The sequence below is a fragment of the Cellulosimicrobium cellulans genome (assembly GCF_024124905.1).
Lineage (GTDB): Bacteria > Actinomycetota > Actinomycetes > Actinomycetales > Cellulomonadaceae > Cellulosimicrobium > Cellulosimicrobium cellulans_G.
The window spans coordinates 665,163-688,138 of record NZ_JAMXST010000002.1; the positions used below are offsets into that span (position 1 = coordinate 665,163).

General features: G+C 75.6%; 19 protein-coding genes. 15 read left to right on the plus strand and 4 right to left on the minus strand.

The genetic code is table 11. The features are described 5' to 3' along the window. Positions 1-84: 84 nt before the first annotated feature. Entirely contained in the window at positions 85-1,200 is a 1,116-nt protein-coding gene (locus NHH00_RS07970) for a DUF4439 domain-containing protein (protein ID WP_253051292.1), read from the minus strand. A 150-nt stretch (positions 1,201-1,350) separates the two neighbouring features. Between NHH00_RS07970 and rimP the strand changes: the two genes are divergently transcribed. From rimP to rbfA, 5 genes are all read left to right on the plus strand, one after another. After that, a complete protein-coding gene (gene rimP, locus NHH00_RS07975; RefSeq protein WP_253051293.1) occupies positions 1,351-1,980 on the plus strand; it encodes a ribosome maturation factor RimP in 630 nt (209 codons plus the stop codon). A gap of 2 nt (positions 1,981-1,982) precedes the next feature. Further along, positions 1,983-3,044 (plus strand): transcription termination factor NusA, encoded by a 1,062-nt coding sequence (nusA, locus tag NHH00_RS07980; RefSeq protein ID WP_253051294.1) that lies wholly within the window; start codon positions 1,983-1,985, stop codon positions 3,042-3,044. A gap of 81 nt (positions 3,045-3,125) precedes the next feature. Then, positions 3,126-3,449, plus strand: coding sequence for a YlxR family protein (locus NHH00_RS07985; protein WP_253051295.1), 324 nt, complete (start codon positions 3,126-3,128; stop codon positions 3,447-3,449). A gap of 156 nt (positions 3,450-3,605) precedes the next feature. Further along, a complete protein-coding gene (gene infB / locus NHH00_RS07990) occupies positions 3,606-6,467 on the plus strand; it encodes a translation initiation factor IF-2 (protein ID WP_253051296.1) in 2,862 nt (953 codons plus the stop codon). 86 nt (positions 6,468-6,553) lie between these two features. Beyond that, positions 6,554-6,994 carry a 30S ribosome-binding factor RbfA gene (rbfA, locus tag NHH00_RS07995; RefSeq protein ID WP_253051297.1) on the plus strand — a complete coding sequence of 147 codons (441 nt, stop codon included), beginning with the start codon at positions 6,554-6,556 and terminating at the stop codon, positions 6,992-6,994. 108 nt (positions 6,995-7,102) lie between these two features. Here rbfA and NHH00_RS08000 read toward each other — a convergent pair whose 3' ends face one another. After that, positions 7,103-8,575, minus strand: a complete 1,473-nt coding sequence (locus NHH00_RS08000; RefSeq protein ID WP_253051298.1) for a DHA2 family efflux MFS transporter permease subunit — start codon at positions 8,573-8,575, stop codon at positions 7,103-7,105. 75 nt (positions 8,576-8,650) lie between these two features. On the opposite strand from NHH00_RS08000, the gene NHH00_RS08005 reads away from it, so the two are divergent. The 5 genes from NHH00_RS08005 to NHH00_RS08025 all read left to right on the plus strand — a co-directional run bounded on the left by NHH00_RS08005 (position 8,651) and on the right by NHH00_RS08025 (position 13,664). Next, complete coding sequence (locus NHH00_RS08005; protein WP_253051299.1) at positions 8,651-9,241, plus strand: TetR/AcrR family transcriptional regulator; 591 nt, start codon at positions 8,651-8,653, stop codon at positions 9,239-9,241. Further along, positions 9,238-10,218 (plus strand): tRNA pseudouridine(55) synthase TruB, encoded by a 981-nt coding sequence (gene truB, locus NHH00_RS08010; RefSeq protein ID WP_253051300.1) that lies wholly within the window; start codon positions 9,238-9,240, stop codon positions 10,216-10,218. The genes NHH00_RS08005 and truB overlap by 4 nt, the downstream gene beginning before the upstream one ends. Positions 10,219-10,324: 106 nt before the next feature. Next, positions 10,325-11,359: a bifunctional riboflavin kinase/FAD synthetase gene (locus tag NHH00_RS08015; protein ID WP_253051301.1), complete on the plus strand. Its 1,035-nt coding sequence runs from the start codon at positions 10,325-10,327 to the stop codon at positions 11,357-11,359. A gap of 5 nt (positions 11,360-11,364) precedes the next feature. Beyond that, entirely contained in the window at positions 11,365-12,066 is a 702-nt protein-coding gene (locus NHH00_RS08020) for an ABC transporter ATP-binding protein (RefSeq protein WP_253051302.1), read from the plus strand. Between the two features lie 2 nt (positions 12,067-12,068). Continuing rightward, the gene (locus NHH00_RS08025; RefSeq protein WP_253051303.1) at positions 12,069-13,664 is read left to right on the plus strand and encodes a DUF6297 family protein; all 1,596 of its coding nucleotides are present in this window, start codon (positions 12,069-12,071) and stop codon (positions 13,662-13,664) included. A 25-nt stretch (positions 13,665-13,689) separates the two neighbouring features. On the opposite strand, the gene NHH00_RS08030 is transcribed toward NHH00_RS08025, so the two are convergent. After that, positions 13,690-14,442, minus strand: coding sequence for an ABC transporter ATP-binding protein (locus NHH00_RS08030; RefSeq protein ID WP_253051304.1), 753 nt, complete (start codon positions 14,440-14,442; stop codon positions 13,690-13,692). Between the two features lie 55 nt (positions 14,443-14,497). Next, positions 14,498-15,607, minus strand: coding sequence for an FtsX-like permease family protein (locus NHH00_RS08035; protein ID WP_253051305.1), 1,110 nt, complete (start codon positions 15,605-15,607; stop codon positions 14,498-14,500). 210 nt (positions 15,608-15,817) lie between these two features. Here NHH00_RS08035 and NHH00_RS08040 point away from each other — a divergent pair, with 210 nt between their 5' ends. The 5 genes from NHH00_RS08040 to NHH00_RS08060 all read left to right on the plus strand — a co-directional run bounded on the left by NHH00_RS08040 (position 15,818) and on the right by NHH00_RS08060 (position 22,976). Beyond that, complete coding sequence (locus tag NHH00_RS08040; RefSeq protein ID WP_253051306.1) at positions 15,818-17,164, plus strand: sensor histidine kinase; 1,347 nt, start codon at positions 15,818-15,820, stop codon at positions 17,162-17,164. After that, positions 17,161-17,802 (plus strand): response regulator transcription factor, encoded by a 642-nt coding sequence (locus NHH00_RS08045; RefSeq protein WP_253051307.1) that lies wholly within the window; start codon positions 17,161-17,163, stop codon positions 17,800-17,802. Before NHH00_RS08040 ends, NHH00_RS08045 begins: the two co-directional genes overlap by 4 nt. A gap of 239 nt (positions 17,803-18,041) precedes the next feature. Further along, the gene (locus NHH00_RS08050) at positions 18,042-19,985 is read left to right on the plus strand and encodes a peroxidase family protein (RefSeq protein ID WP_253051308.1); all 1,944 of its coding nucleotides are present in this window, start codon (positions 18,042-18,044) and stop codon (positions 19,983-19,985) included. A 181-nt stretch (positions 19,986-20,166) separates the two neighbouring features. Next, a complete protein-coding gene (gene rpsO, locus NHH00_RS08055) occupies positions 20,167-20,436 on the plus strand; it encodes a 30S ribosomal protein S15 (RefSeq protein ID WP_021479897.1) in 270 nt (89 codons plus the stop codon). Between the two features lie 314 nt (positions 20,437-20,750). Further along, on the plus strand, positions 20,751-22,976 hold the full coding sequence (locus NHH00_RS08060; RefSeq protein ID WP_253051309.1) for a polyribonucleotide nucleotidyltransferase: 2,226 nt from the start codon (positions 20,751-20,753) through the stop codon (positions 22,974-22,976).

A 22,976-nucleotide genomic window follows, 5' to 3' on the forward strand; every position in this document is an offset into this window, starting at 1 on the left:
GAGGAGCGGCGGTCCCGCGCGGGTCGCGTGCCGCTCCCGCACCGAGCCGGGTGGCGCCCGTCCGACGCCGGGGCGCGGCCGGGCTCAGCCGGCGGCCTGCTCCGGGAGCCCGGGGAAGGCGACGGGCGGCTCGCCCCACGCGACCGCGCCCGCCCACGAGTCGACGAGGAGGGCCACCGCCTCGGCCCGGGAGGTGGCCGGGGCGGTCGCGACGAGGCTCGCGTACGACTGCGCGAGGCCCGACTCGACCTGGCGCGCCAGGGAGGCGAGGTCCGCGTCGTCCGGCAGCGCGTAGGCGACGCGCCGGGGGTCCTGCGCGGTGCCGTCCGTCCCGGCTGCGAGGGCCCACGCCTGGCCGCGCGCACGGTGCTCGGCGGCGCGCGCGACCGCAGCCGTGCGGGCGTCGCCCTCGGACTGCGCGGCGCGCACCTCGTACGCGTACCCCGCGGCGTCCTCCGACTCGACGAGCGTCGCGAGGTCCGGCGCGCCGACGCCGGCGGGCGACTCCTCGACGGGTGGGGCCGTCGTCGCGAGCCCGTCGGCCGCGGCGGACCCGGTGAGCGCGGCGAGGCGTCGCGCCGAGACGTGGTCCGACGCCGCGACCGACGCGAGGAGCCGGGCGAGCCCGGCGTCCGTCGACGCGTCGGCCGAGGCGCCCGCGCGCTGCGCGGCCTCCACGAGCGCGACGACGACGTCGTCGGTCGTGGCGAGGTCGCCGCCGGTGCCGGGGGCGTCGGACGAGCCGTCGTCGGTGCCCTCGCCGCCGGCCGGCGTCTCGTCGCCGGCGGCCTCGTCGTCGCCCCCCGGCGGGGGACCCTGTGGGGGGGTGTCGCCACCGGGGAGGTCGAGGTCGCCCAGCCCGGAGTCGTAGACCCCGCCGAGGGCGTCGACGTGCTGCCCGGCGAACGTCGCGACGTCCTCGAGGGCTGCGAGGGTGGCCGGGTCGGTCACGCCCGGCGTGACGTCCGCCACGAGGTCGGCGATCGCGAGGGCCTCGTCCACCGCGCCGGCGCGGAGCACCTCGACGGCGTCGGGCGACGGCTCGGTGGGGGGCGGCGTCTCCAGCCGGAGGCCGCACCCGGCCGCCAGGACGCCGGTCGCGAGCACCGTCACGGCGGCGAGCAGGCGGCCCCCGGGCCGGGGCGTCCGGCCCGGGCGGGAACGGGTCGCCGCGGGTGCCGCGGTCGCGTGGGGAGTCATCGGGGGCGATGATGTCACGTCCGGGGCCCGCGAGTCGTTAGGCTGGTCCCCGGTCGAACGTCCCGACGAGCGGATCGTCGGGAGATCCCGAGACAACAACACACCGGTCGTCTTCCGTACCCGGCGTGGGACACGGACAGGAGCTGAGTCATGGCAGGGCAGGCGGGCGGTCAGTCCGGCAAGGCACCCGGGGGCGACGCGACGTCGCACGCGCTCCGCGAGAGCGTGCGCGCGGCGATCGAGCCCGCGGTCCGGGACGCGGGACTCTTCCTCGAGGACGTCACGGTGTCGCGCGCCGGAGCCCGCTCCGTGGTGCGCGTCGTGCTCGATCTCCCGGACGACGTCGAGGGGAACCTCGACCTCGACACCGTGGCGGAGGCGACCCGCCCCATCTCCACGGCGCTGGACGCGGTGGACCCGCTCCGCGGCGCGTACACGCTCGAGGTCTCGACGCCCGGCACCGACCGTCCGCTCACCGAGCCGCGCCACTTCCGGCGCGCCCGCGGTCGCCTCGTACGCCTCGTGCTCGCCGACGGCGGCACGGTCGAGGGGCGCCTGCGGGCCGGGTCCGAGGTCGGCCCGGACCTGCTGCTCGACGTACCCGGCGCGCGCGGGGTCGTGACGGAGCGCGTCGTGCCGTTGGCCGACGTGGTCCGTGGGCAGGTGCAGGTGGAGCTCAGGCGCGCCCTGGAGGCCGACCTGCCCGAGCTCGACGACGCTGCCGACGATCCGGCGCCCGGCTCGACCGACGACACGACCGCCCACGACGAGGAGGCCTGACGATGGACGTGGACATGAGCGCGCTGCGCCTGCTGGAGCGCGAGAGGGACATCAGCCTCGACGTCCTGGTGGCCGCGATCGAGCAGGCCCTGCTCTCGGCGTACCACCGCACCCCGGACGCGTACTCCCGCGCGCGCGTCGAGCTCGACCGCAAGACGGGGCACGTCACCGTGTGGGCGCGCGAGGAGCTGCCGGCTCCCCAGACCGACGACGAGGACGCCCCGCGCGGCCCGGTCGAGTACGGGCCGGAGTTCGACCACACGCCCGCCGACTTCGGCCGGATCGCGACGTCGACCGCGCGCCAGGTCATCGTCCAGCGCCTGCGCGACGCCGAGGACGACCAGATCCTCGGCACGTTCCGCGGCAAGGAGGGCGAGGTCCTCGCGGGCGTCATCCAGCAGGGCCGCGACCCGCGCGTGGTGCTGGTCGACGTCGGCGGCACCGAGGCGGTCCTCCCGCCGCACGAGCAGGTGCCCACGGAGGAGTACGTGCACGGCGAGCGCCTGCGCGCGTACGTGCTCGAGGTGGCCCGGGGAATGAAGGGCGCGCAGATCACGTTGAGCCGCACGCACCCGAACCTCGTGCGCAAGCTGTTCGAGCTCGAGGTGCCCGAGGTCGCGGACGGGTCGGTGGAGATCACCGCCATCGCCCGCGAGGCCGGGCACCGGACGAAGGTCGCCGTGCGCTCCCGGGTCCCCGGTCTCGGGGCCAAGGGCGCCTGCATCGGCCCGATGGGCTCCCGGGTGCGCGCCGTCATGGCGGAGCTGCACGGCGAGAAGATCGACATCGTCGACCACAGCGACGACCCGGCGCAGTTCGTGGCCAACGCCCTGTCACCGGCTCGTGTGTCGTCCGTCACGGTCGTCGACGAGGTGGCCCGCGCCGCGCGCGTCGTCGTCCCGGACTTCCAGCTCTCCCTGGCGATCGGCAAGGAGGGGCAGAACGCCCGCCTGGCCGCGAAGCTCACGGGGTGGCGCATCGACATCCGCTCGGACGAGGGCGGCGCCCCGGCGGAGCGGTCCGGCGACGACGCTCCCGCAGGTCCTCGCACCGGAGACCGGTAGTCGACAGGGGTGGGACGGTCACGGATGACGGGACGGCGCGGTAGACTGTCCTCGACCGGGCCGCGCGCCCGCACCTCGACCATGCCCCAGGACACCACGACCCGCCCCGTACCCACGGGCTCGGGTCCTGTCCGTACGTGCGTCGGATGCCGGGAGCGCGACCTGCGGTCAGCTCTCCTCCGTCTGGTCCTCGACCGGTCCGGTGCGAGCGCCGACGAGCCCCGGCTCGTGGTGGACGCCGGACGGTCGCTGCCGGGTCGCGGTGCGTGGCTCCACGCGTCGGCCCGGTGCCTCGAGACGGCGGAACGCCGGCGGGCCTTCCCGCGGGCCCTGCGCGTCGCCGGGCCCCTCGACCTCGCCGCGGTCCGCACCGTGATCGAGGCGCGGCCGGGAGAGCACGTCTGAGCCATGCGTCACGGCCCCGTCCCCGGGGCCGCACTGCACGACACGTCGACAAGGAAGCGGGTTAGAAGCCGATGGGCACCCGATGAGTACCCAGCGATGAGCACCCAGCACTAACGACGGTCCTCCCTGTCCGGGGCGGGCCGAGACAGGAGAGTTGTGGCAAAGGTCCGCGTCTACGAGCTCGCGAAGGAGCTCGGGGTGGAGAGCAAGACCATCATGACCAAGCTGACGGAGCTCGGTGAGTTCGTCCGCTCGGCATCCTCGACCATCGAGCCACCGGTGGTCCGCAAGCTGCGCGACGCCTTCCCCGCCGGGGGCGGCGCCGCGAGCAAGCCCGCGGCGGCACCCGCCGCGCGCCCGGCCGCGCCGAAGCCGGCCCCCAAGCCCGAGGCGAAGGCCGAGCCGGCCGCGCCGAAGGCGGAGGCTCCCGCGCCCCGGTCGGCGGCCCCGGCCCCGGCCGAGCCCGCGAAGGCACCTCAGGCCCCGGCGCCCGCCGCACCGGCACCGAAGGCTCCGGCGCCCCAGGCCCCCGCGGCCGAGCGCCCGGCGCCCCAGAAGCCCACCGCCACGCCCAAGCCGGGCGGCGGCACGAACGCGCCCGCCCCCCGTCCGGGTGGCTCGGGCGCGCGCCCCGGTGCCCCGCGCCCGGGCAACAACCCGTTCGCCTCCAGCCAGGGCATGCCCCGGCAGGGTGGCGGCCCGCGTCCGGGCGCCCCGCGCCCGGGCAACAACCCCTTCGCGTCCAGCCAGGGCATGCCCCGGCCCGGCGCGCGTCCCGAGCGCGCCGAGGGTGCCGCGGCGGCGTCGGGCGAGCGTCCGGGCGGCCCCCGCCCGGGTGGCCCCCGTCCCGCTCCGCGTCCCGGTGGCCCGCGCCCGAACCCGGGCATGATGCCCGGCCGCACCTCGATCGGTCGCCCCGGCGAGCGTCCCGCTCCCGGCGGTCGTCCCGGCGGTGGCGGCGGCGGTCGTGGCGGCGGTGGCGGCTTCGGCGGTCGCCCCGGTGGTGGCGGCGCGCCCGGTGGCGGCGGCGGCTTCGCCGGTCGTCCCGGTGGCGGCGGTCGCGGTGGTGCGGGTCGCGGCTCCACGCAGGGCGCCTTCGGGCGCGCCGGCGGCCGTCCCGTGCGCGGGCGCAAGTCGAAGCGCGCGAAGCGCCAGGAGTTCGAGCAGATGCAGGCGCCGTCGCTCGGCGGCGTGCAGGTTCCCCGCGGGAACGGCTCGACCGTCGTGCGACTGCGGCACGGCTCGTCCCTGAACGACTTCGCGGACAAGATCGACGCGAACCCCGCGAGCCTCGTCACGGTCCTCTTCCACCTCGGTGAGATGGCGACCGCGACGCAGTCGCTCGACGAGGACACGTTCGGCACCCTCGCGGCCGAGCTCGGCTACGTCATCGAGATGGTCTCGGCGGAGGAGGAGGACCGCGAGCTGCTCGGGTCCTTCGACATCGACCTGGACGCGGAGCTCGAGGCCGAGGGCGACGACGAGCTCATGGCTCGTCCGCCGGTCGTCACCGTCATGGGTCACGTCGACCACGGAAAGACCAAGCTCCTCGACGCGATCCGCCAGACGGACGTCGTCGCGGGCGAGGCCGGTGGCATCACCCAGCACATCGGTGCCTACCAGGTGCGCCACGAGCACGAGGGCACCGACCGCGCCATCACCTTCATCGACACCCCGGGTCACGAGGCGTTCACCGCCATGCGTGCCCGTGGTGCCCAGGTGACGGACATCGCGATCCTGGTCGTGGCCGCGGACGACGGCGTGATGCCGCAGACCATCGAGGCGCTCAACCACGCCCAGGCGGCGAACGTGCCGATCGTCGTCGCGGTGAACAAGGTGGACAAGGAGTCGGCCAACCCGGCCAAGATCCGCCAGCAGCTCACCGAGTACAACCTGGTGGCCGAGGAGTACGGCGGCGACACCATGTTCGTCGACGTGTCGGCCAAGCAGAACATGGGCATCGACGACCTCCTCGAGGCCGTCCTGCTCACGGCCGACGCCTCGCTCGACCTGCGCGCGAACCCCGACAAGGACGCTCGCGGCGTCGCCATCGAGGCGAACCTGGACAAGGGCCGCGGCGCCGTCGCGACCGTCCTCGTCCAGTCCGGCACGCTGCGCGTCGGTGACGCGATCGTCGCCGGAACGGCCCACGGCCGCGTCCGCGCGATGTTCGACGAGCACGGCAACGCCGTGACCGAGGCGGGCCCCGCCCGTCCGGTCCTCGTGCTGGGTCTCGCGTCCGTGCCGAGCGCGGGCGACACGTTCCTCGTGGCGCCGGACGAGCGCACGGCGCGCCAGATCGCCGAGAAGCGCGAGGCCGCCGAGCGCGCCGCCCTCCTGGCCAAGCGCCGCAAGCGCATCAGCCTCGAGGACTTCACGCAGGCGCTCCAGCAGGGCAAGGTCGAGACCCTCAACCTCGTCCTCAAGGGTGACGTGTCCGGTGCCGTCGAGGCTCTCGAGGACGCGCTGCTCAAGATCGACGTGGGCGACGAGGTCGAGCTGCGCGTCATCCACCGCGGTGTCGGTGCGATCACGCAGAACGACGTCAACCTCGCGACGGTCGACAACGCGATCATCATCGGCTTCAACGTGAAGTACGGCGAGCGCGTCGAGGACCTGGCCGAGCGCGAGGGCGTCGACGTCCGCTTCTACTCGATCATCTACCAGGCGATCGAGGACGTGGAGGCCGCGCTCAAGGGCATGCTCAAGCCGGAGTACGAGGAGGCCCAGCTGGGCACGGCGGAGATCCGCGAGATCTTCCGCTCCTCCAAGTTCGGCAACATCGCCGGTTCGATCGTCCGGTCGGGCGAGATCCGCCGCAACGCCAAGGCGCGCGTCCTGCGCGACGGCAAGGTCGTGGGGGACAACCTCACGGTCGAGTCGCTCAAGCGGTTCAAGGACGACGCCACCGAGGTCCGCGAGGGCTTCGAGTGCGGTATCGGACTGGGCTCGTTCAACGACCTCCAGGTCGGCGACACGATCGAGACGTTCGAGATGCGGGAGAAGCCGCGTTCCTGACGCTCGTCACGCCCGGCCGACGGGGACCGTTCGGCGTACGGTCGTCGGGACCGTCGCCGGAACGCTCGGCACGAAAGGAAGAAGCCATGGTCGACCACCCCCGGGCGAGGAAGCTCGCCGACCGCATCAAGGAGATCGTCGCGCAGCTGCTCGACACGCGGATCAAGGACCCGCGGCTCGGGTTCGTCACGGTGACGGACGTGCGCGTCACCGGTGACCTGCAGAACGCGTCCGTGTTCTACACCGTGTACGGCACGGACGAGGAGCGGGCCGGGACGGCCGCCGCGCTGGAGAGCGCCAAGGGGCTCATCCGGTCCGAGGTCGGCAAGCAGACGGGGATCCGTCTCACGCCGACGATCGAGTTCCACCTCGACTCCGTCCCCGAGACGGCCGCGCACCTCGACGCCGCGCTCGTCGAGGCGCGCCGTCGCGACGCGGAGCTCGCGGCCCTGCGCGAGGGCAAGGCCTTCGCCGGGGACGCGGACCCGTACCGGACGAGCGAGGAGGACGGCGCCACCGAGGCGTAGCGTCCTGCGCCACAGGACATCGATGCCCGGTCGGGGAGCGGCGGACACGCGCTCCCCGGCCGGGCACCGTCGTCTCGCGGGGAGGGTCCCGTCGTCGTGCGCCGCCGGTCAGCGACCTGTGCCGCGCGGGATGGCGAGGCCCGCCACGACGGCGACGACGAGGACCGCCGCGCCCAGGGCCAGCGCAGGAGCGAGGCCCGTGGCGAAGGCGGCAGGGGTGAGCGCACCTCCCGCGCCGAGGAAGACGGCGGTGAGGACGGCGACGCCGAGCGCGACGCCGATCTCCCGCACGGTGGCGTTGACGCCGCTCGCCGTCGCGTGGTCGGCGTCCCCCACCCCGGCGAGCGCCGCCGTCGAGACCGGGGCGAACGTCAGGCCCATGCCCACCCCGGCGAGGACGAACGCCGGGACGAGCGCGGCGTAGGACGTCCCGGACCCGACGAGCACGGCCATCCAGCCGAGCGCCGCCGCCTGGAGCACGAGGCCGCCGACGACGAGCGGACGGGTGCCGAGGCGGCCCGCGAGAGCGCCCGCGAGCGGTGCCACGACCATCGGTGCGGCCGTCCAGGGGAGGGTGCGGACGCCGGCCTCGAGGGGGGAGAAGCCCAGCCCGACCTGCAGAAACTGCGTGAGCAGGAAGACGGCGCCGAACATCCCGACCGCGAACGCGAGGCTCGCGACGTTCGCCGCGCTGAAGCTCCGCGAGCGGAACAGCCGCAGCGGCACGAGCGGGTGCGCCGTGCGCGACTCGTGGACGACGAAGAGCACGAGGAGGGCCGTCGCGAGGGAGAGCGTGGCGACCGTGGCCCCCGAGCCCCAGCCGCGCCGCTCGGCGTCGACGATGCCCCACACCGCGAGGAGGATCCCGCTGCCCGCGAGCAGCAGCCCGGGCACGTCGAACGGCTGGCGCCGCCCGAAGGTCTCGCGCAGCCCGGCGAGGACGAGCGGGACGGCGACGAGCGCGACCGGGACGTTGAGCCAGAAGATCGCCTCCCAGCTCAGTCCCTCGACGACGGCGCCGCCGACGAGCGGGCCGAGCGCGACGCCGAGGCCGGAGACGCCGCTCCAGACGCCGATCGCGAGGGCGCGTCGCGCCGGCGGCACCGCGCCCACCAGCAGGGCCAGGGAGAGTGGGAGGATCGCGGCGGCTCCTGCGCCCTGCACCGCGCGGGCCGCGACGAGCGCGCCCGGGGTGGACGCCAGGGCTGCCCCCGCCGACGCGAGCGTGAAGAGCGCGATCCCGGCCACGAACACCCGGCGGCGACCGAACCGGTCTCCGAGCGCGGCCGCGGGCAGCATGAGCGCGGCGAAGGTGAGCGTGTACGCGTTGACGAACCACTGCAGCTCCTCGACCGTCGGGCGCAGCGCCGCGGAGATCACGGGGAGCGCGCCGGTGACGACGAGGTTGTCGAGCGTCGCCATGAACATCGGGAGCGAGGCGGCGACGAGTGCGAGCGCGACCGGCCGCGCGCGCCGCGGGCCCGCCTCGGGCGGGGCGTGCGCGGCGGACGGCGACGGCTCCGCGACGGCGGCGAGGTGCTCGTCGTCGCGGGCGACGGCGTCGGGCGGGGAGACGGACATGGCATCCTCCGGCTAGTAAGCATTGATTGATTACTGCCCGAGCGACGCTAGTTATCGACTGATAACCTGTCAACCATGAGTCCCGACGTCCCGACCCGGCGCATGACGCGCGACGAACGTCGCGAGCAGATCCTCGACGCCGCGACGGCGGTGTTCGCCGAGGGCGGCTACGCGGGCACGAGCACCGACCAGGTGGCGCGTGCCGCGAACGTCTCCCAGCCGTACGTGGTCCGGCTGTTCGGGACCAAGGAGGAGCTGTTCCGCGAGGTGTTCGACCGCATCGCGACGGAGGTCCTCGCGCGGTTCGAGGCCGTTCGGCCCGGTCCTGACGCGAAGGCCGCGATGGTCGAGGCCTACACGCGCCTCGTCGCCGACCCCGACCAGCTCCGGGTCCTCATGCACGGCTTCGTCCTCGGCTCGGACCCCGTGCTCGGATCACGGGGGCGCGAGGTGCTGGCGCGGTCGTTCGACCTCTACCGCGCGCGCACCGGTGCGAGCGACGTCGAGGCACGCGACTTCGTGGCGCAGGGCATGCTCCTCAACACGCTCTTCGCGCTCCAGGCCGACGCGCACGCCGACGACGACCCGTCGCTGGCGATGCTCGTGCGGTGCACGATCGACCCCTCGGCCGCGCTGCGGCGGGTCGCGACGGAGCAGGCACGATGACCGAGTCGCGCTCGGGACGACCCCGCACGACGGCCCCGCGCCGGCCCACCGCACCCGACGGTCTCGTCGTCGTCGACAAGCCGGGCGGCTGGACGAGCCACGACGTCGTCGGTCGAGGCCGCCGGCTCGCCGGCACGCGCAAGGTCGGGCACGCGGGCACGCTCGACCCGATGGCGACGGGCGTCCTCGTGCTCGGGGTCGGCCGGGCGACGAAGCTCCTCACGTACGTCGTCGGCGCGGACAAGGACTACGACGCGACGATCCGGCTCGGCGCGAGCACGACGACCGACGACGCCGAGGGCGAGCTCGTCGCGCGCGCCGACGCGTCGGGCGTCGGGCGCGCGGACCTCGACCGCGCGATCGCGGGCCTCACGGGCGAGATCCTCCAGGTGCCGAGCACGGTGAGCGCGATCAAGGTCGACGGGAAGCGGGCGTACGCGCGCGCCCGGGCGGGCGAGGACGTCGCCCTCGCGGCGCGGCCCGTCGTCGTCTCGCGCTTCGAGGTCCTCGACGTGCGCCCGGTGGGCCCGGGGGAGGCGTCCGACGGCGCGCCCCCCGCCCTGGACGTGGACGTCGCCGTGACCGTCTCGTCCGGCACCTACGTCCGGGCGCTCGCCCGCGACCTCGGTGCCGCGCTCGGCGTGGGCGGGCACCTCACGGCCCTGCGGCGCACGCGCGTCGGCGGGTACGGGCTCGACGTCGCCTCCACGCTCGAGGAGCTCGAGGCTCAGGCCGACCGCGACGGCGTCCTCGCGACCCTGCCGCTCGCCGAGGCGGCGCGCGCGACGTTCCCCGTGCGCGACCTCACGGCGCAGGAGGCCACGGCCCTGTCGTACGGGCAGTGGATCCCGGCGACGGGGACGCGGGGCACGGCGGCGGCGATCTCCCCGGCGGGCGAGCTCGTCGCGCTCGTCGAGGACACACGCCGCGGCGGCGCCGACCTCGCGAAGCCCGTGCTGGTCCTGGCGCCCGCCTGACGTCCTCGGTTCGGCGTCGGGGCCGGGGCGTGGCAGTCTTGTCCAGCGGCGCCGACGACTCCCTGCCGGCGCGCCCGACCCGCCCCCTCACCGGAGGAGTTCTCGCGTGCACCTGTGGACGGACCTGAGCCAGGTTCCCCCGGGTTTCGGCCCGTCCGTCGTGACGATCGGCAACTTCGACGGCGTCCACCGCGGCCACGCCCAGGTGCTCGGGCGGATCGTCGACCTCGCCCGCTCGCGCGACGCGCGGGCGGTCGCCGTGACCTTCCACCCGCACCCCGCGGTCGTGCACCGCCCCGAGAGCGCGCCGGAGCTCATCACGGGCATCGCCGACCGGGTCGAGCTGCTCGCGGCGACGGGCCTGGACGCCGTCCTCCTCGTCGAGTACACGCTCGAGTTCGCGCGCCAGACCCCGGAGGAGTTCGTGCGCACGTACCTCGTCGACGGGCTCCGGGTCGGGACGGTCGTCGTGGGGCACGACGTGCGCTTCGGCCGCGACAACGCGGGGACGATCGAGACGATGGTCGAGCTCGGGTCGCGGTTCGGGTTCGAGGTCGTGGCGATCGACGACGTCGGGCAGCACCAGGGCGTGCCCGTCACGGACGAGGCGACGCCGGGCGACTCGCAGGTGCGCTGGTCCTCCACGGGCGTGCGGGCGCTGCTCGCGGCGGGCGACGTGCGCGAGGCGGCCCGCATCCTCGGCCGAGCGCACCGCGTGCGGGGCACGGTCGTGCACGGCGACGCCCGGGGCCGCGAGCTCGGCTTCCCGACGGCGAACCTCGGCGCGATCAGCGGCATGGTCCCGGCCGACGGCGTGTACGCGGGCTGGCTGGAGCGCCCGCAGCTCGCGGGTGCCGACCCCCGGCACGCCGACGTCCGGCTCCCGGCCGCGATCTCCATCGGCACCAACCCGACGTTCGACGGCGTCGAACGTCGCGTGGAGGCCTACGTCCTCGACCGGGCCGACCTCGACCTGTACGACGAGGACGTCGTCCTCGAGCTGGTCGAGCGCCTGCGCCCGACGCTGCGCTTCGACGGGATCGAGCCGCTCGTCGCCCAGATGCACGACGACGTCGCCCGCGCCCGCGAGATCCTCGCCGGCACGGGCGGGGAGCCGGCCGCGCCGACGTCGGGGGCCTGACCGTGGTGGCTCCCGCACCGGCGCCCGCCCCCGTGCTGGAGGCGCGCGCCCTGCGCGTCGGCTACGCCGACGTGGCCGTGTGCGCGCCGGTCGACCTCACGGTGCACCCCGGCGAGCTGGTCGTCGTCATCGGCGCGAACGGCAGCGGGAAGTCGACGCTCCTGCGCACGGTGATCGGCCTGCAGCCACCGCTCGGCGGCACGGTGCGCGCCTTCGGTCGGGACGTGGACGAGCGCGAGCGGGGCTTCCGCGCCCGCGTCGCGGGCGTGCTCGACGACGACGCGTTCTTCCCCGCGCTCACGGTGCGCGAGCACCTCGTCCTCGTCGCGCGCGGCCACGGCGTGGTGGGCGCGGGGGCGGCCGTGGACGGGCTCCTGGAGCGGTTCGGGATCGCGGAGCAGGCGGCGTCGCTGCCGTCGGCGCTCTCGTCGGGCCAGCGGCGCCGCTTCCTCCTCGCGTCCGGGCTGGTGCGGCCCCGCGAGCTGCTCGTGCTCGACGAGCCCGAGCAGCGCCTCGACCCCGGGATGCGCGAGCGTCTCGCGGGCCTGCTCGTGGACGACGCGCGCAGCGGCGTCGCGGTCGTCCTCGCCACGCACGACCCGGACCTCGTCGCGCGGACCGGCGCCCGCGGCCTCCTCGTCGGCGACGACGCGTGCGTCGCGCTCGACCCGTCGGACACCCACGACGCGCTCCTGGCGGTGCGCTGACGGTGACCGACGCGCGCCCCGGCGGACTCCCCGGAGAGGCCCGCCGCACGAACCGCGACGATGCCGACGCGGCGAACGCGCTGCGCACGGACCCCGACGAGCTGCTCACCGGACGCGAGCTGCGCCGTCTGACCGCGCGCGCCGCGGCGGCGCGCGCCGACGCGGGCCCGGGGGAGATCGTCGTCGACGCCGCCTACGCCGTCGTGTCCGTCGCGCTCGCGACCGGCTGGGTGATCGGACTCGCCTCGATGCTGCGCTCGACCCTCGACCCCGGCTCGGCGGCCGGAGCGCCGGTGCTCGGGCCGGGCGCGGTCCAGGCGCTCGGGACCGCCGCGCTGCTCGCGCTCCTCACGGGCACGGCCGTGCGGCTCGGACCCGTGGGGGCGGGCAGCGCGGGTGTGCGCTGGTGGGTGCCGACACCGGCGGACCGGCACGGGCTCGTGTCGCCGTCGTTCGTCCGGGCGGTGCTCCTGGGCGGGGTTCTGGGCGCGGTCGGGACGGCGGTCGTGTCGGTCGCCGCCGGCCTCGACGCCGTCACCGCGCTCCGGGCGACGCTGACGGGCGGCGCGCTCGGCCTCCTGCTCGTGGCCGTCGCCGGCCTCGTCCAGCCCTACCCCCGGGCGGCGGGCGCTCTCGCCCGCGCGAGCGACGTCGCGGTCGCCGCCGTCCCGGTCGCCGGGCTCGTGCTCGTCGCCGCCGGCCGACCCGGGTTGCCCGCGCTCGTCGCCCCGCCCCTCGTCGCGCTCGGCCTCCTCGCGGTCGGGGCCGTGCTCGTGCTGCGCTGGTGGCGCGGGCTGGAGTCGCTCGGGGCGACCGTCCTGCGCGCGCAGAGCTCGGTGGCGGACCAGGTCGGTGGAGCCGTGCTCTCGTTCGACACTCGCGACCTCGGCCGCGCCCTGCGCCGGGCGGGCGCGACGCGCGTGCGCGTCCGGCGCTCGCGCCGGTTCGCCGCGGTCCGCGGCGCGTTCGGCGCGGTGGTGGCGGCCGACCTCGTCCTCCTCGGGCGCAGCCCGTCCGCGCTCGCGCAGCTCGTCGGCCTGGGCGCGCTGACGGTCGTCGCCCAGCAGGTCCCGGGCCTCGGCTCGGGGTTCGGCCTCTTCGCGGTGCTGGTCGTGGCGGGCCTCGGCGCCGCGGTGCTCGGCGCCGAGGGAGCGCGCACCGCCGAGATGGCGCCCGTCGTCGACGCGCTCGTGCCGCTCGCCGCGCGCTGGACCCGGCTCGCGCGCGGCGTCGTCCCCACGCTCACGGCCGCCGCCTGCCTCGTCGCCGGGTCGGTGCCGCTCGTCGTCGCGACGGGCGACGCGCGCTGGCTGGCCCTCGGTGCGCTCGCGGCCGTCGTCCAGGGCGCCGCCGCCGTGCGCAGCGCCTACCGCGAGCCGCCGAACTGGGGCGGCCCGCTGCTCGCGACGCCCGCGGGCGGGGTGCCCACGGGCGCCGCCGCGGTGCTGCGCAAGGGGCCGGACGTCGCGGTCCTCGGCGCCGTCCCCCTCGGGGTGGCGCTCCTCGTCGGCGTCCCCGGCTGGGGAGCGGTCGTCGCCCAGGCGGTCGCGGCGGGGCTGGCGCTCGCGGTCGCGACGCACGTGCGCGCCGCGCGCTGACCGCGGTCGGCGGCCGGGGGAGCCGTCAGGCGACGACCGGCGCCTCGACGACCCGGCCGTCCGCCAGGTGCACGCGGGCGTCGACCGGGCCGAGGGTCGCCTCGTCGTGCGTGACGAGCAGCGTCGCGGCGTCGAGCTCGCGCGCGAGCCGCACGACGAGCTCCACGACCTGCACGCCGCGCTCGTGGTCGAGCGCCGACGTGGGCTCGTCGACGAGGAGCACCTGGGGGTCGTTCATGAGCGCCCGCGCGATCGCCACCCGCTGGCGCTGCCCGCCCGAGAGGTGCTCCGGGCGACGGTCCGCCCGGTTGGCGACGCCCACCGCGTCGAGGAGGGCGAGCGCGTGCGCGCGGCGCGACGCGGCGGGCTGGCCCCGGAGGTGGCTCATGAGCTCGAGCTGCTCCAGCACGGTGAGGGACGCGACGAGCTGCGGCTGCTGGAACACGATCCCGATGCGCTCGCGGCGCAGGGCGGCCGCGCGGTCGGCGGCGCGCCGCGCCCGACGGCGGGCGCCGCGGCCCGTCCTCGGCCCGCCCGCGGAGACGTCGGGCGCGGAGAGCGGGGCGCTGACGACGTCGTCGCCGACGCGCACGACGCCGGACGTCGGCGGCGTGAGGGTGGCGGCGACGGCGAGCAGGCTGGACTTGCCGGCACCCGACGGGCCGAGGAGCGCCGTCGTGGTGCCCGAGGGCACGGTGAGCGAGACGCCGTCCACGGCGACGAGGACGTCGTCGCCGTCGGGGTAGGCGAGGCGGATGCGGTCGAGGACGAGGTCCACGGGGACTCCTTCGGTGCGGGGATCGGGTGCGTGGTGGGCCGAGGGCGGGCGGCGGTCAGCGGGCGGCGAGCGCGGCGTGGGGGTCCACGCGCGCGACGCGCGTCACGGCGAGCACCGCGCCCAGCCCGCCGAGGAGGACGAGCACGACGGCCGGGACGAGCGTCGTGGAGAGGTCGACGACGACGGGCATGACCTGCGCCGCGAGCAGCCCCGCCCCGGCCGCGAGCGCCGTGCCGAGACCGACGCCGACGCCGAGCACGACGCCCGCCTGGCCGATCGCGTCGCGCAGGAGGTAGCGCGTCGAGGCGCCGAGCGCGCGCAGCACGGCGACGTCGCCGGCGCGCTGGATGGTCCAGACGGTGAAGAACGCGCCGACGACGAGCGCGGAGATGGCGAGGAGGAACACCTGCATGAGCGTCAGCGAGAGGTTCTCGGCGGTGAACGAGGAGATGGCCGAGCGAGCCTCGCGGGGGGTGGCGGTGACGGTCCCGAGGTCCGCGTCGGCCGCGGCGAGCGCGTCCGCCGACGGCGCGTCGTCGCCGAACCGGAGCGCGACGACGGTCGCGGTCGGGCCGTCCTGCGCGTCGCCCCCGCGCGCGCCGACCGCCTGCCAGTCGTCGAGGGCGACCCACGCGACGGGCGTGTGGGCGAAGTCGGCCTCGACGTCCTCGACCGCGGCGACGCGCAGGTCGAGCGGTCCGGCCCCGACCTGGTCGCCGACGTCCGCGCCCAGCGCGTCGGCGGCGCCGCGCGAGAGCACGACCGTCCCGGCGGAGACGTCCGCGCCCCCGTCGCCCGTCCCGGGGACCAGGCCGGAGCCCGGCCGGACGCCGAACGCGGTGACGGCGGCCGTGCTCTCGCCGGACGCGCGCACGGTCGCGACGCCGAGCGGCTCCGCGGACCGGACACCGGGGACGTCTGCCCATGCCTCCTGCTGCGCGGCCGTGACCTCGGACTCGGTGAAGGTCGGCGAGGCGTCCTCGGCCGGCGGCGCGAAGGCGAGGCGGTCGATGGGCAGCTCGGTCACGGCCGACGTGCTCGCGCGACCGAGCCCGGCGGTGAGCGCCGCGAGGAACGCGACGAGGAACGTGATGAGCGCGACGACCGTGATCATGAGCGCGAAGCGCCCGCGGGCGTGGCGCAGGTCGCGCAGGGCGAGGAACACGGGGAGACCTCCAGGGGTGCCGTGGGCGGGTGGACGACGACGGACCCGGCACCCCGTGGGTGCCGTGCGTGCCCGACGTCCTCTCCACGGTCCCGCGGCGGGAGCCGGTCCGGATCGCCGTGCCGGTCGGTCCTGCGGCGCCGAGGGGTGGAGCCGGGCATCGACCGTTCGGACGATGCCGGGCGCGGGCGGCGTGGCTAGGGTGACGGCGTGATCCCGACCGCGTCCTCGAGCCCCGCTGCCGCGCCCCGTGGGCGTGCCGGGCTCGTCGGGGACGGTGCGCGGGTCGTCCCGGCGGCCACGCGGTGGTTGCGCCGGGGCCTCGACGTCCTGCTCGTGGGACTGCTCGTGCTCGCGCTCGTCGGCGCTCTCGCGACGGGCACGGTGCGCGGCGTCGTCGCCGTCGGGGTGGGCGCCGCGCTGCTCGCCCTCTACGTGCTGGGTCGGCGCCGGCTGCCGCTCCCGGCCGACGTGCGGGCGCCCCGGGGCGCGTGGTGGCCCGCGGGTGCGTGGGTGACCGGGCTCGTGGTGCTGTGGGTCGCGCTGTGTCTGGTCTCGGTCACGGCCGTGTGGGTCGCGTTCCCGCTCATGTTCCTCGCGATGCACGTGCTCGGCCCGCGTCGCGGCCCGGTCGCGGTGGGGGTGCTCGTGCTCCTCGTGGTCGGGGTCATGGGGGTCTACACGGCGGACGTCGCGCTGCCGTTCGTGCTCGGACCGGCGATCGGCGGGGCCGTCGCGGTCGTCGTCGTGCTCGCGCTCGAGGCGGTCGTGCGCGAGTCGCAGGAGCGGCAGCGCACCCTCGACGAGCTCGTCCGCACGCGCGACGAGCTCGCCACGGCCGAGCGCGAGCGCGCCGTCGCGGCGGAGCGCGAACGCCTCGCGCGCGAGATCCACGACACGCTCGCCCAGGGCTTCTCCTCGGCCGAGCTCCTCCTGCGCGCCGCGCAGACCGCGCTCGACGCCGGCGACGTCGGCACCGCGCGCGGGTACGTCGAGCAGACGCGGGAGGTCGCGCGGCACAACCTCGCCGAGGCGCGCCGCGTCGTGCGCGCGCTGGCGCCGGCCGACCTCGCGTCGTCGAACCTCGTGGACGCGCTGCGCCGCACCTCGGCGCGCACGGCGTCCCGCATCGCGGCGCACGGGGACGGGCGCGGGCCCGACGTCGTCGTGCAGGTGAGCGGCGACCCCGTGGCGCTGCCGACGGACGTCGAGGCGGCGCTGCTGCGCGTGGCCCAGTCCGCGCTCGCCAACGTCGAGCAGCACGCGGACGCGTCGCGCGTCGCGGTCACGCTGAGCTTCCTGGCCGGTGTCGCGCCGGGGGAGGAGGCCGTCGCCCTCGACGTGGTCGACGACGGGCGCGGCTTCGACGCCGGCGGCGTCCCCGGCCGGTCCGAGCACGGGCCGGGGCCGTCGGGCGGGTTCGGCCTCGTGGCGATGCGTGCGCGGCTCGCCGAGCTGGGTGGCACGCTGTCCGTGGAGTCCGCGCCCGGCGCGGGCACCGCGGTCGCGGCCTGGGTGCCGCTCGGGGCCGCCGAGGACGTCGAGGAGGGGCGATGACCGGACCGGCCGTCGTCGACGTCGTGCTCGCGGACGACCACCCGGTCGTGCGCGCGGGGCTGCGCGCCGTGCTCGAGGCCGAGCCGGACGTGCGGGTCGTCGCCGAGGTCGGCTCGGCCGAGGAGCTCCTCGCACGGCTGCGCGGCGGGCTGCGGGCCGACGTCGTGCTGCTCGACCTGCAGTTCGGGCCCGGCCGGCTCGGAGGGGTCGACGCGGTCCGGGAGATCGTCGCGACCGACGGGCCCGCCGTGCTCGTCGTGACCACCTACGACGCGGACGCCGACATCCTCGCGGCGGTCGAGGCGGGCGCCCGCGGCTACCTGCTCAAGGACGCGCCGACGCACGAGCTCGTCGCCGCCGTGCGCGCCGCCGCGGCGGGCGAGGTCGCGCTCGGACCGGCCGTGCAGCGGCGCCTGCTCGGCCGCCTGCGCAGCCCCGGCACGGCGCTCACCGCGCGCGAGCTCGAGGTGCTCTCGCTCGTCGCCGAGGGGCGCACCAACGACGAGATCGCGCACGAGCTGTTCCTCTCGCGCGCGACCGTCAAGACGCACCTCGTCCACGTCTACGACAAGCTCGGCGCGCCCTCGCGCACCGCGGCGGTCGCCGAGGCCCGACGGCGCGGCCTCCTGCGCGGCTAGCGGACGCCTGCGGGCGGGGCGTCCGTCGTCGCCCGCGGGGTGTCACAGGCCGGGGTGCGGCCCCTCCCTCCGGGTGAGCGGCGCCGTCGTGCACGGCGTCCGTCGCGGCCGCGCGATCCCCGGGCCGCAGTCCAGGGGGCGGTCGCACACGCCCCTGCGCGAGCGCGAGCCGCCCGCGGGGGCGTCCGGTGGCCCGTCGAGCGGGCCGCACGACGACCTCCCCACAGAGAGGCAGAGCCATGGAGGCTCAGCAGCACGCGGCGACACCCGTCGCCGAGACGGTGGTCGACGACGTCGCCCCCGACGCCGTCGACCAGGCGTCCACCCCGATCGGCCGGACCGTCCGGAGCGTCGGTCACGGCTCGGCCGTCGCACCCGACGGCCCGACGCCGGACGCGGACGTGGACCCCGCGGAGTCGAACGCCCCGCTCCTGCCCGCGGCCGAGGCCGCGGTCGCGCGGGACCACGAGCTCCACCGCTACGACTCCACGACCGCGTTCGACTACCTGTTCCCGGAGCTCGCGGAGAGCTTCCCCGCGTTCCACCTGTCGGTCGGCGACGGCGCGACGGCGGGCACCGTCGAGGCGCTCAAGACGCTCGGGGCGTCCATGGTCGCCCGGCCGGTCGCCCCGCCCGGGCAGCCGCCGCGCGACCTGAACTCCCACGTGCCGGCGGTGTACACGTACTGGGGCCAGTTCATCGACCACGACATCACGCTCAACACGAACGGCCCGGACACGACGTCCGGCCGCGACGGCGACCAGGCGCTCGGCGACGTCGACGCCGTCCCGTTCCAGGTCTTCGCGCCGCGCGTCGTCGTGCGTTCGCTCCACAACGGGCGGCACCCCGCGCTCAACCTCGACTCGCTCTACGGGAGCGGCCCCGTGTTCGCGGGGGAGCGCGGCTACCGGACCACCCGCAGCGAGGCGTCCTACGTCCCCGGGTCCGCCAAGCTCCGGCTCGGACGCATCTCGACCGAGCCGCTCGTGATCCCGGGCGGCCCGTCGTTCGCCGTCGTCGAGCCCGGCGGCGACGCCCAGCGCGACCTGCCGCGCGACGAGCAGGGCGCACCGCTCGTGCCCGACGGGCGCAACGACGAGAACCTCGTCGTGGCCCAGCTCCACCTCGCCATGATCCGGTTCCACAACGCCGTCGTGGACTGGGTGGACGACGTCGAGCCGTGGACGCGGCTCACGGGCGGCGAGCGCGGCGTCTTCGAGCGCGCGAGCCAGCTCGTGCGCTGGCACTACCAGTGGCTCGTGGTCAACGACTACCTGCGCACCCTCACCAAGCCGGGCGTGCTCGACGCGACGCTCCTGCGTGACACGTCGTTCTTCCGGCCGCGCTACCCGGTCTCGATGCCGCTCGAGTTCGCGGTCGCGGCGTTCCGGTTCGGGCACTCGATGATCCGCGACTCGTACGACTACAACGTGAACTTCACGGGGCCGCCGCCCCGGAACGCGAGCCTCGTCCAGCTCTTCCAGTTCACCGGCAACGGCGGGAGCCTGCGCCCCGGCCCCGCGGGCGTCCCCGCGCTGCCGTCCAACTGGCCGATCGAGTGGGCCCGCTTCGTGGACAAGGGCGACCCCTCGTCGTTCCGGGCCGCCGAGAAGATCGACACGTTCCTGGCGCCGAGCCTCGGCGATCTCGTCAAGGAGGGGAGCCTGCCGCCCGAGCCACCCGCGCACACGCAGGCCCAGCTCGTCGCCAGCGCGCTGCAGAAGCAGCTCGCGCAGCGCAACCTGCTGCGCGGCTACATGCTCGCGCTGCCCACGGGCGAGGCCGTCGCCTCGGCGCTCGGCGTCACCCCGCTCACCCCGGCCCAGCTCGAGGACCGGGCCGGCGACGACGTGAAGCAGGCGCTCGCGGCCCTGCGGGACGGCGACCACGGCGGCACCCCGCTGTGGTACTACGTCCTCAAGGAGGCCGAGCTCCAGGGCGACGGGAGCTTCCTCGGCGAGGTCGGCAGCCGCGTGCTCGCGGAGACGTTCGTGTACCTGCTGCGGCAGGACGACACGTCGTACGTCCGGGCGAGCAACCACTGGACCCCGGCGCAGGGCGTGCACTTCGAGGACGGGTCCCTCGTCCTCACGCTGCCGGACCTGCTCCGGTTCGCGGGCGTGCTGCCCGACGCGGCGGGCCGGTTCCGCGGCGACGGGACGGCCGGGCACGACGGGGCCTGAAGGCCGAGGGCGGTGCGGCCGCGCCGTCGGCGGAGGTGCGTCCGGACGCCGGCCGCACCGCCCGTCGCCGGCGGTGCGGCCGCGCGCTGGTACGATGGATGCGCCGTCTGACCGGCCGCGGATCCAGAGAGCCCGGGAGAACCGTCCCCGGCGCACCGCGCAACGAACCCGAAGGAGAACCGTGCCGCTCGACACTGCCACGAAGCAGCGCATCATGACCGAGTACGCGACGAGCGAGGGCGACACCGGTTCGCCCGAGGTCCAGGTCGCGCTCCTCACGCAGCGCATCAAGGACCTCACCGAGCACCTCAAGGAGCACAAGCACGACCACCACAGCCGTCGTGGTCTGCTCCTCCTCGTCGGCCAGCGCCGTCGCCTGCTCGGCTACCTGCAGAAGGTCGACATCAACCGCTACCGCAGCCTCATCGAGCGCCTCGGTCTGCGTCGCTGACACGACACCGCCAGCCCGGTCCCTGCGGGGACCGGGCTGGTCTGGTGTGATGTACCCGTCACACCCCGGCTGAGCACCACCCAGCCGCACACCACCCACCGCGCCGCCGGCCTCTCGTTCGGTCCTCGGTAGTGGCTCACGGACCCCCGCGGTCTCGTCCCCGGACGCGATCGTGCGGGAACCGCCGTGGACCTCGATCGAAGACCGCCGAGCGTCGAGTGCGACCGGAGCCCCCGCGCCACGCGCGCCGGGGCGCGGACCGGAACCCTCGACAGGGGCTACCCGGGCGGCGCTTCGAGAAAGGGAGGGCACCCGTGGAGGGTCCCGAGATCCAGTTCGCCGAGGCCACGATCGACAACGGTCGCTTCGGCACCCGCACCGTCCGGTTCGAGACCGGGCGCCTCGCCCGCCAGGCCGCCGGCTCCGTCGCCGCGTACCTCGACGACGAGACCATGCTCCTGTCGGCCACGACGGCCGGCAAGCACCCCAAGGACCAGTTCGACTTCTTCCCGCTGACGGTGGACGTCGAGGAGCGCATGTACGCCGCGGGCCGCATCCCCGGCTCGTTCTTCCGCCGCGAGGGCCGCCCCTCGACGGACGCCATCCTCGCGTGCCGCCTCATCGACCGCCCGCTGCGCCCGCTGTTCGTCAAGGGCCTGCGCAACGAGGTCCAGGTCGTCATCACGGTCCTCGCGATCCACCCGGACGACGCGTACGACACGCTCGCGATCAACGCCGCCTCGGCGTCGACGCAGATCTCCGGCCTGCCGTTCTCCGGCCCGGTCGGCGCGGTCCGCATCGCGCTCGTCGACGGCCAGTGGGTCGCGTTCCCCAAGTACTCCGACAAGGAGCGCGCGGTCTTCGACATGGTCGTGGCCGGCCGTGTCGTGGGTGACGACGTCGCGATCGCGATGATCGAGGCCGAGGCCACCGACGGTGCCTGGGGCCTCGTCAAGGACCAGGGCGTCGCCGCGCCGACCGAGGAGGTCGTCGCCGAGGGCATCGAGGCGGCCAAGCCGTTCATCAAGGCCCTGTGCGACGCGCAGTCGGCGCTCGCCGCCCAGGCCGCGAAGCCCGTCAAGGAGTACCCGGTCTTCCTGGACTACCAGGACGACGCGTTCGCCGCGGTCGAGGCCGAGGTCTCCACCGACCTGCGCGCCGCGCTCGCCATCGCGGACAAGCAGGACCGCGAGAACCGTCTCGACGAGATCAAGAACGAGATGGTCGGCAAGCTCCAGGCCGGGTTCGACGGCCGCGAGAAGGAGCTCTCCGCCGCGTACCGCGCGCTGCAGAAGAAGCTCGTGCGCCAGCGCGTCCTCACCGAGGGCGTGCGCATCGACGGCCGTGGGCTCGCGGACATCCGCACCCTGTCGGCCGAGGTCGAGGTGCTCCCGCGCGTGCACGGCTCCGCGCTCTTCGAGCGTGGCGAGACCCAGATCATGGGCGTCACCACGCTGAACATGCTCCGCATGGAGCAGCAGATCGACTCGCTCGGTCCGGAGACGCGCAAGCGCTACATGCACAACTACAACTTCCCGCCCTACTCGACCGGCGAGACCGGCCGTGTGGGCAGCCCCAAGCGCCGCGAGATCGGCCACGGCGCGCTCGCCGAGCGTGCGCTCGTGCCGGTGCTCCCGAGCCGCGAGGAGTTCCCGTACGCGATCCGTCAGGTGTCCGAGGCCCTCGGCTCCAACGGCTCGACGTCCATGGGCTCCGTGTGCGCCTCGACGCTCTCGCTCCTCAACGCGGGCGTGCCGCTGCGCGCCCCCGTCGCGGGCATCGCGATGGGCCTCATCTCCGACACGGTGGACGGTGAGACCCGCTACGCGGCGCTCACCGACATCCTCGGTGCCGAGGACGCGTTCGGCGACATGGACTTCAAGGTCGCCGGCACGCGCGAGTTCGTCACGGCGATCCAGCTCGACACCAAGCTCGACGGCATCCCCGCCTCGGTGCTCGCCGGTGCGCTGACCCAGGCGCGCGACGCGCGCCTGACGATCCTCGACGTGCTCGCCGAGGCCATCGACGTGCCCGACGAGATGTCCCCGAACGCCCCGCGCGTCATCTCCGTGAAGGTGCCGGTCGACAAGATCGGCGAGGTCATCGGGCCCAAGGGCAAGATGATCAACCAGATCCAGGAGGAGACGGGCGCGGACATCTCCATCGAGGACGACGGCACCGTGTACATCGGCGCCACCGACGGCCCGTCGGCCGAGGCCGCCCGCGCGGCGATCAACGCGATCGCCAACCCGCACGTCCCGGAGATCGGCGAGCGCTTCGTCGGCACGGTCGTCAAGACGACGTCGTTCGGCGCGTTCATCTCGCTCTCCCCGGGCAAGGACGGTCTGCTGCACATCAGCCAGATCCGCAAGCTCGTGGGCGGCAAGCGCGTCGAGAACGTCGAGGACGTGCTGTCCATCGGCCAGAAGGTCCAGGTCGAGATCGGCGAGATCGACCCGCGCGGCAAGCTCTCGCTGCACGCCGTGGTCGAGGAGGAGGCTCCGGCCGACGCTCCCGCGACCGAGGGCGCGGACGCCTGA

Excerpts from the sequence above, each read along its gene's own strand:
- NHH00_RS07970 (WP_253051292.1), bottom strand. The coding sequence starts at position 1,200 with ATGACTCCCCACGCGACCGCGGCACCCGCGGCGACCCGTTCCCGCCCG.
- rimP (WP_253051293.1), top strand. The coding sequence starts at position 1,351 with ATGGCAGGGCAGGCGGGCGGTCAGTCCGGCAAGGCACCCGGGGGCGAC.
- nusA (WP_253051294.1), top strand. The coding sequence starts at position 1,983 with ATGGACGTGGACATGAGCGCGCTGCGCCTGCTGGAGCGCGAGAGGGAC.
- NHH00_RS07985 (WP_253051295.1), top strand. The coding sequence starts at position 3,126 with ATGCCCCAGGACACCACGACCCGCCCCGTACCCACGGGCTCGGGTCCT.
- rbfA (WP_253051297.1), top strand. The coding sequence starts at position 6,554 with ATGGTCGACCACCCCCGGGCGAGGAAGCTCGCCGACCGCATCAAGGAG.
- NHH00_RS08000 (WP_253051298.1), bottom strand. The coding sequence starts at position 8,575 with ATGTCCGTCTCCCCGCCCGACGCCGTCGCCCGCGACGACGAGCACCTC.
- NHH00_RS08005 (WP_253051299.1), top strand. The coding sequence starts at position 8,651 with ATGAGTCCCGACGTCCCGACCCGGCGCATGACGCGCGACGAACGTCGC.
- truB (WP_253051300.1), top strand. The coding sequence starts at position 9,238 with ATGACCGAGTCGCGCTCGGGACGACCCCGCACGACGGCCCCGCGCCGG.
- NHH00_RS08045 (WP_253051307.1), top strand. The coding sequence starts at position 17,161 with ATGACCGGACCGGCCGTCGTCGACGTCGTGCTCGCGGACGACCACCCG.
- NHH00_RS08050 (WP_253051308.1), top strand. The coding sequence starts at position 18,042 with ATGGAGGCTCAGCAGCACGCGGCGACACCCGTCGCCGAGACGGTGGTC.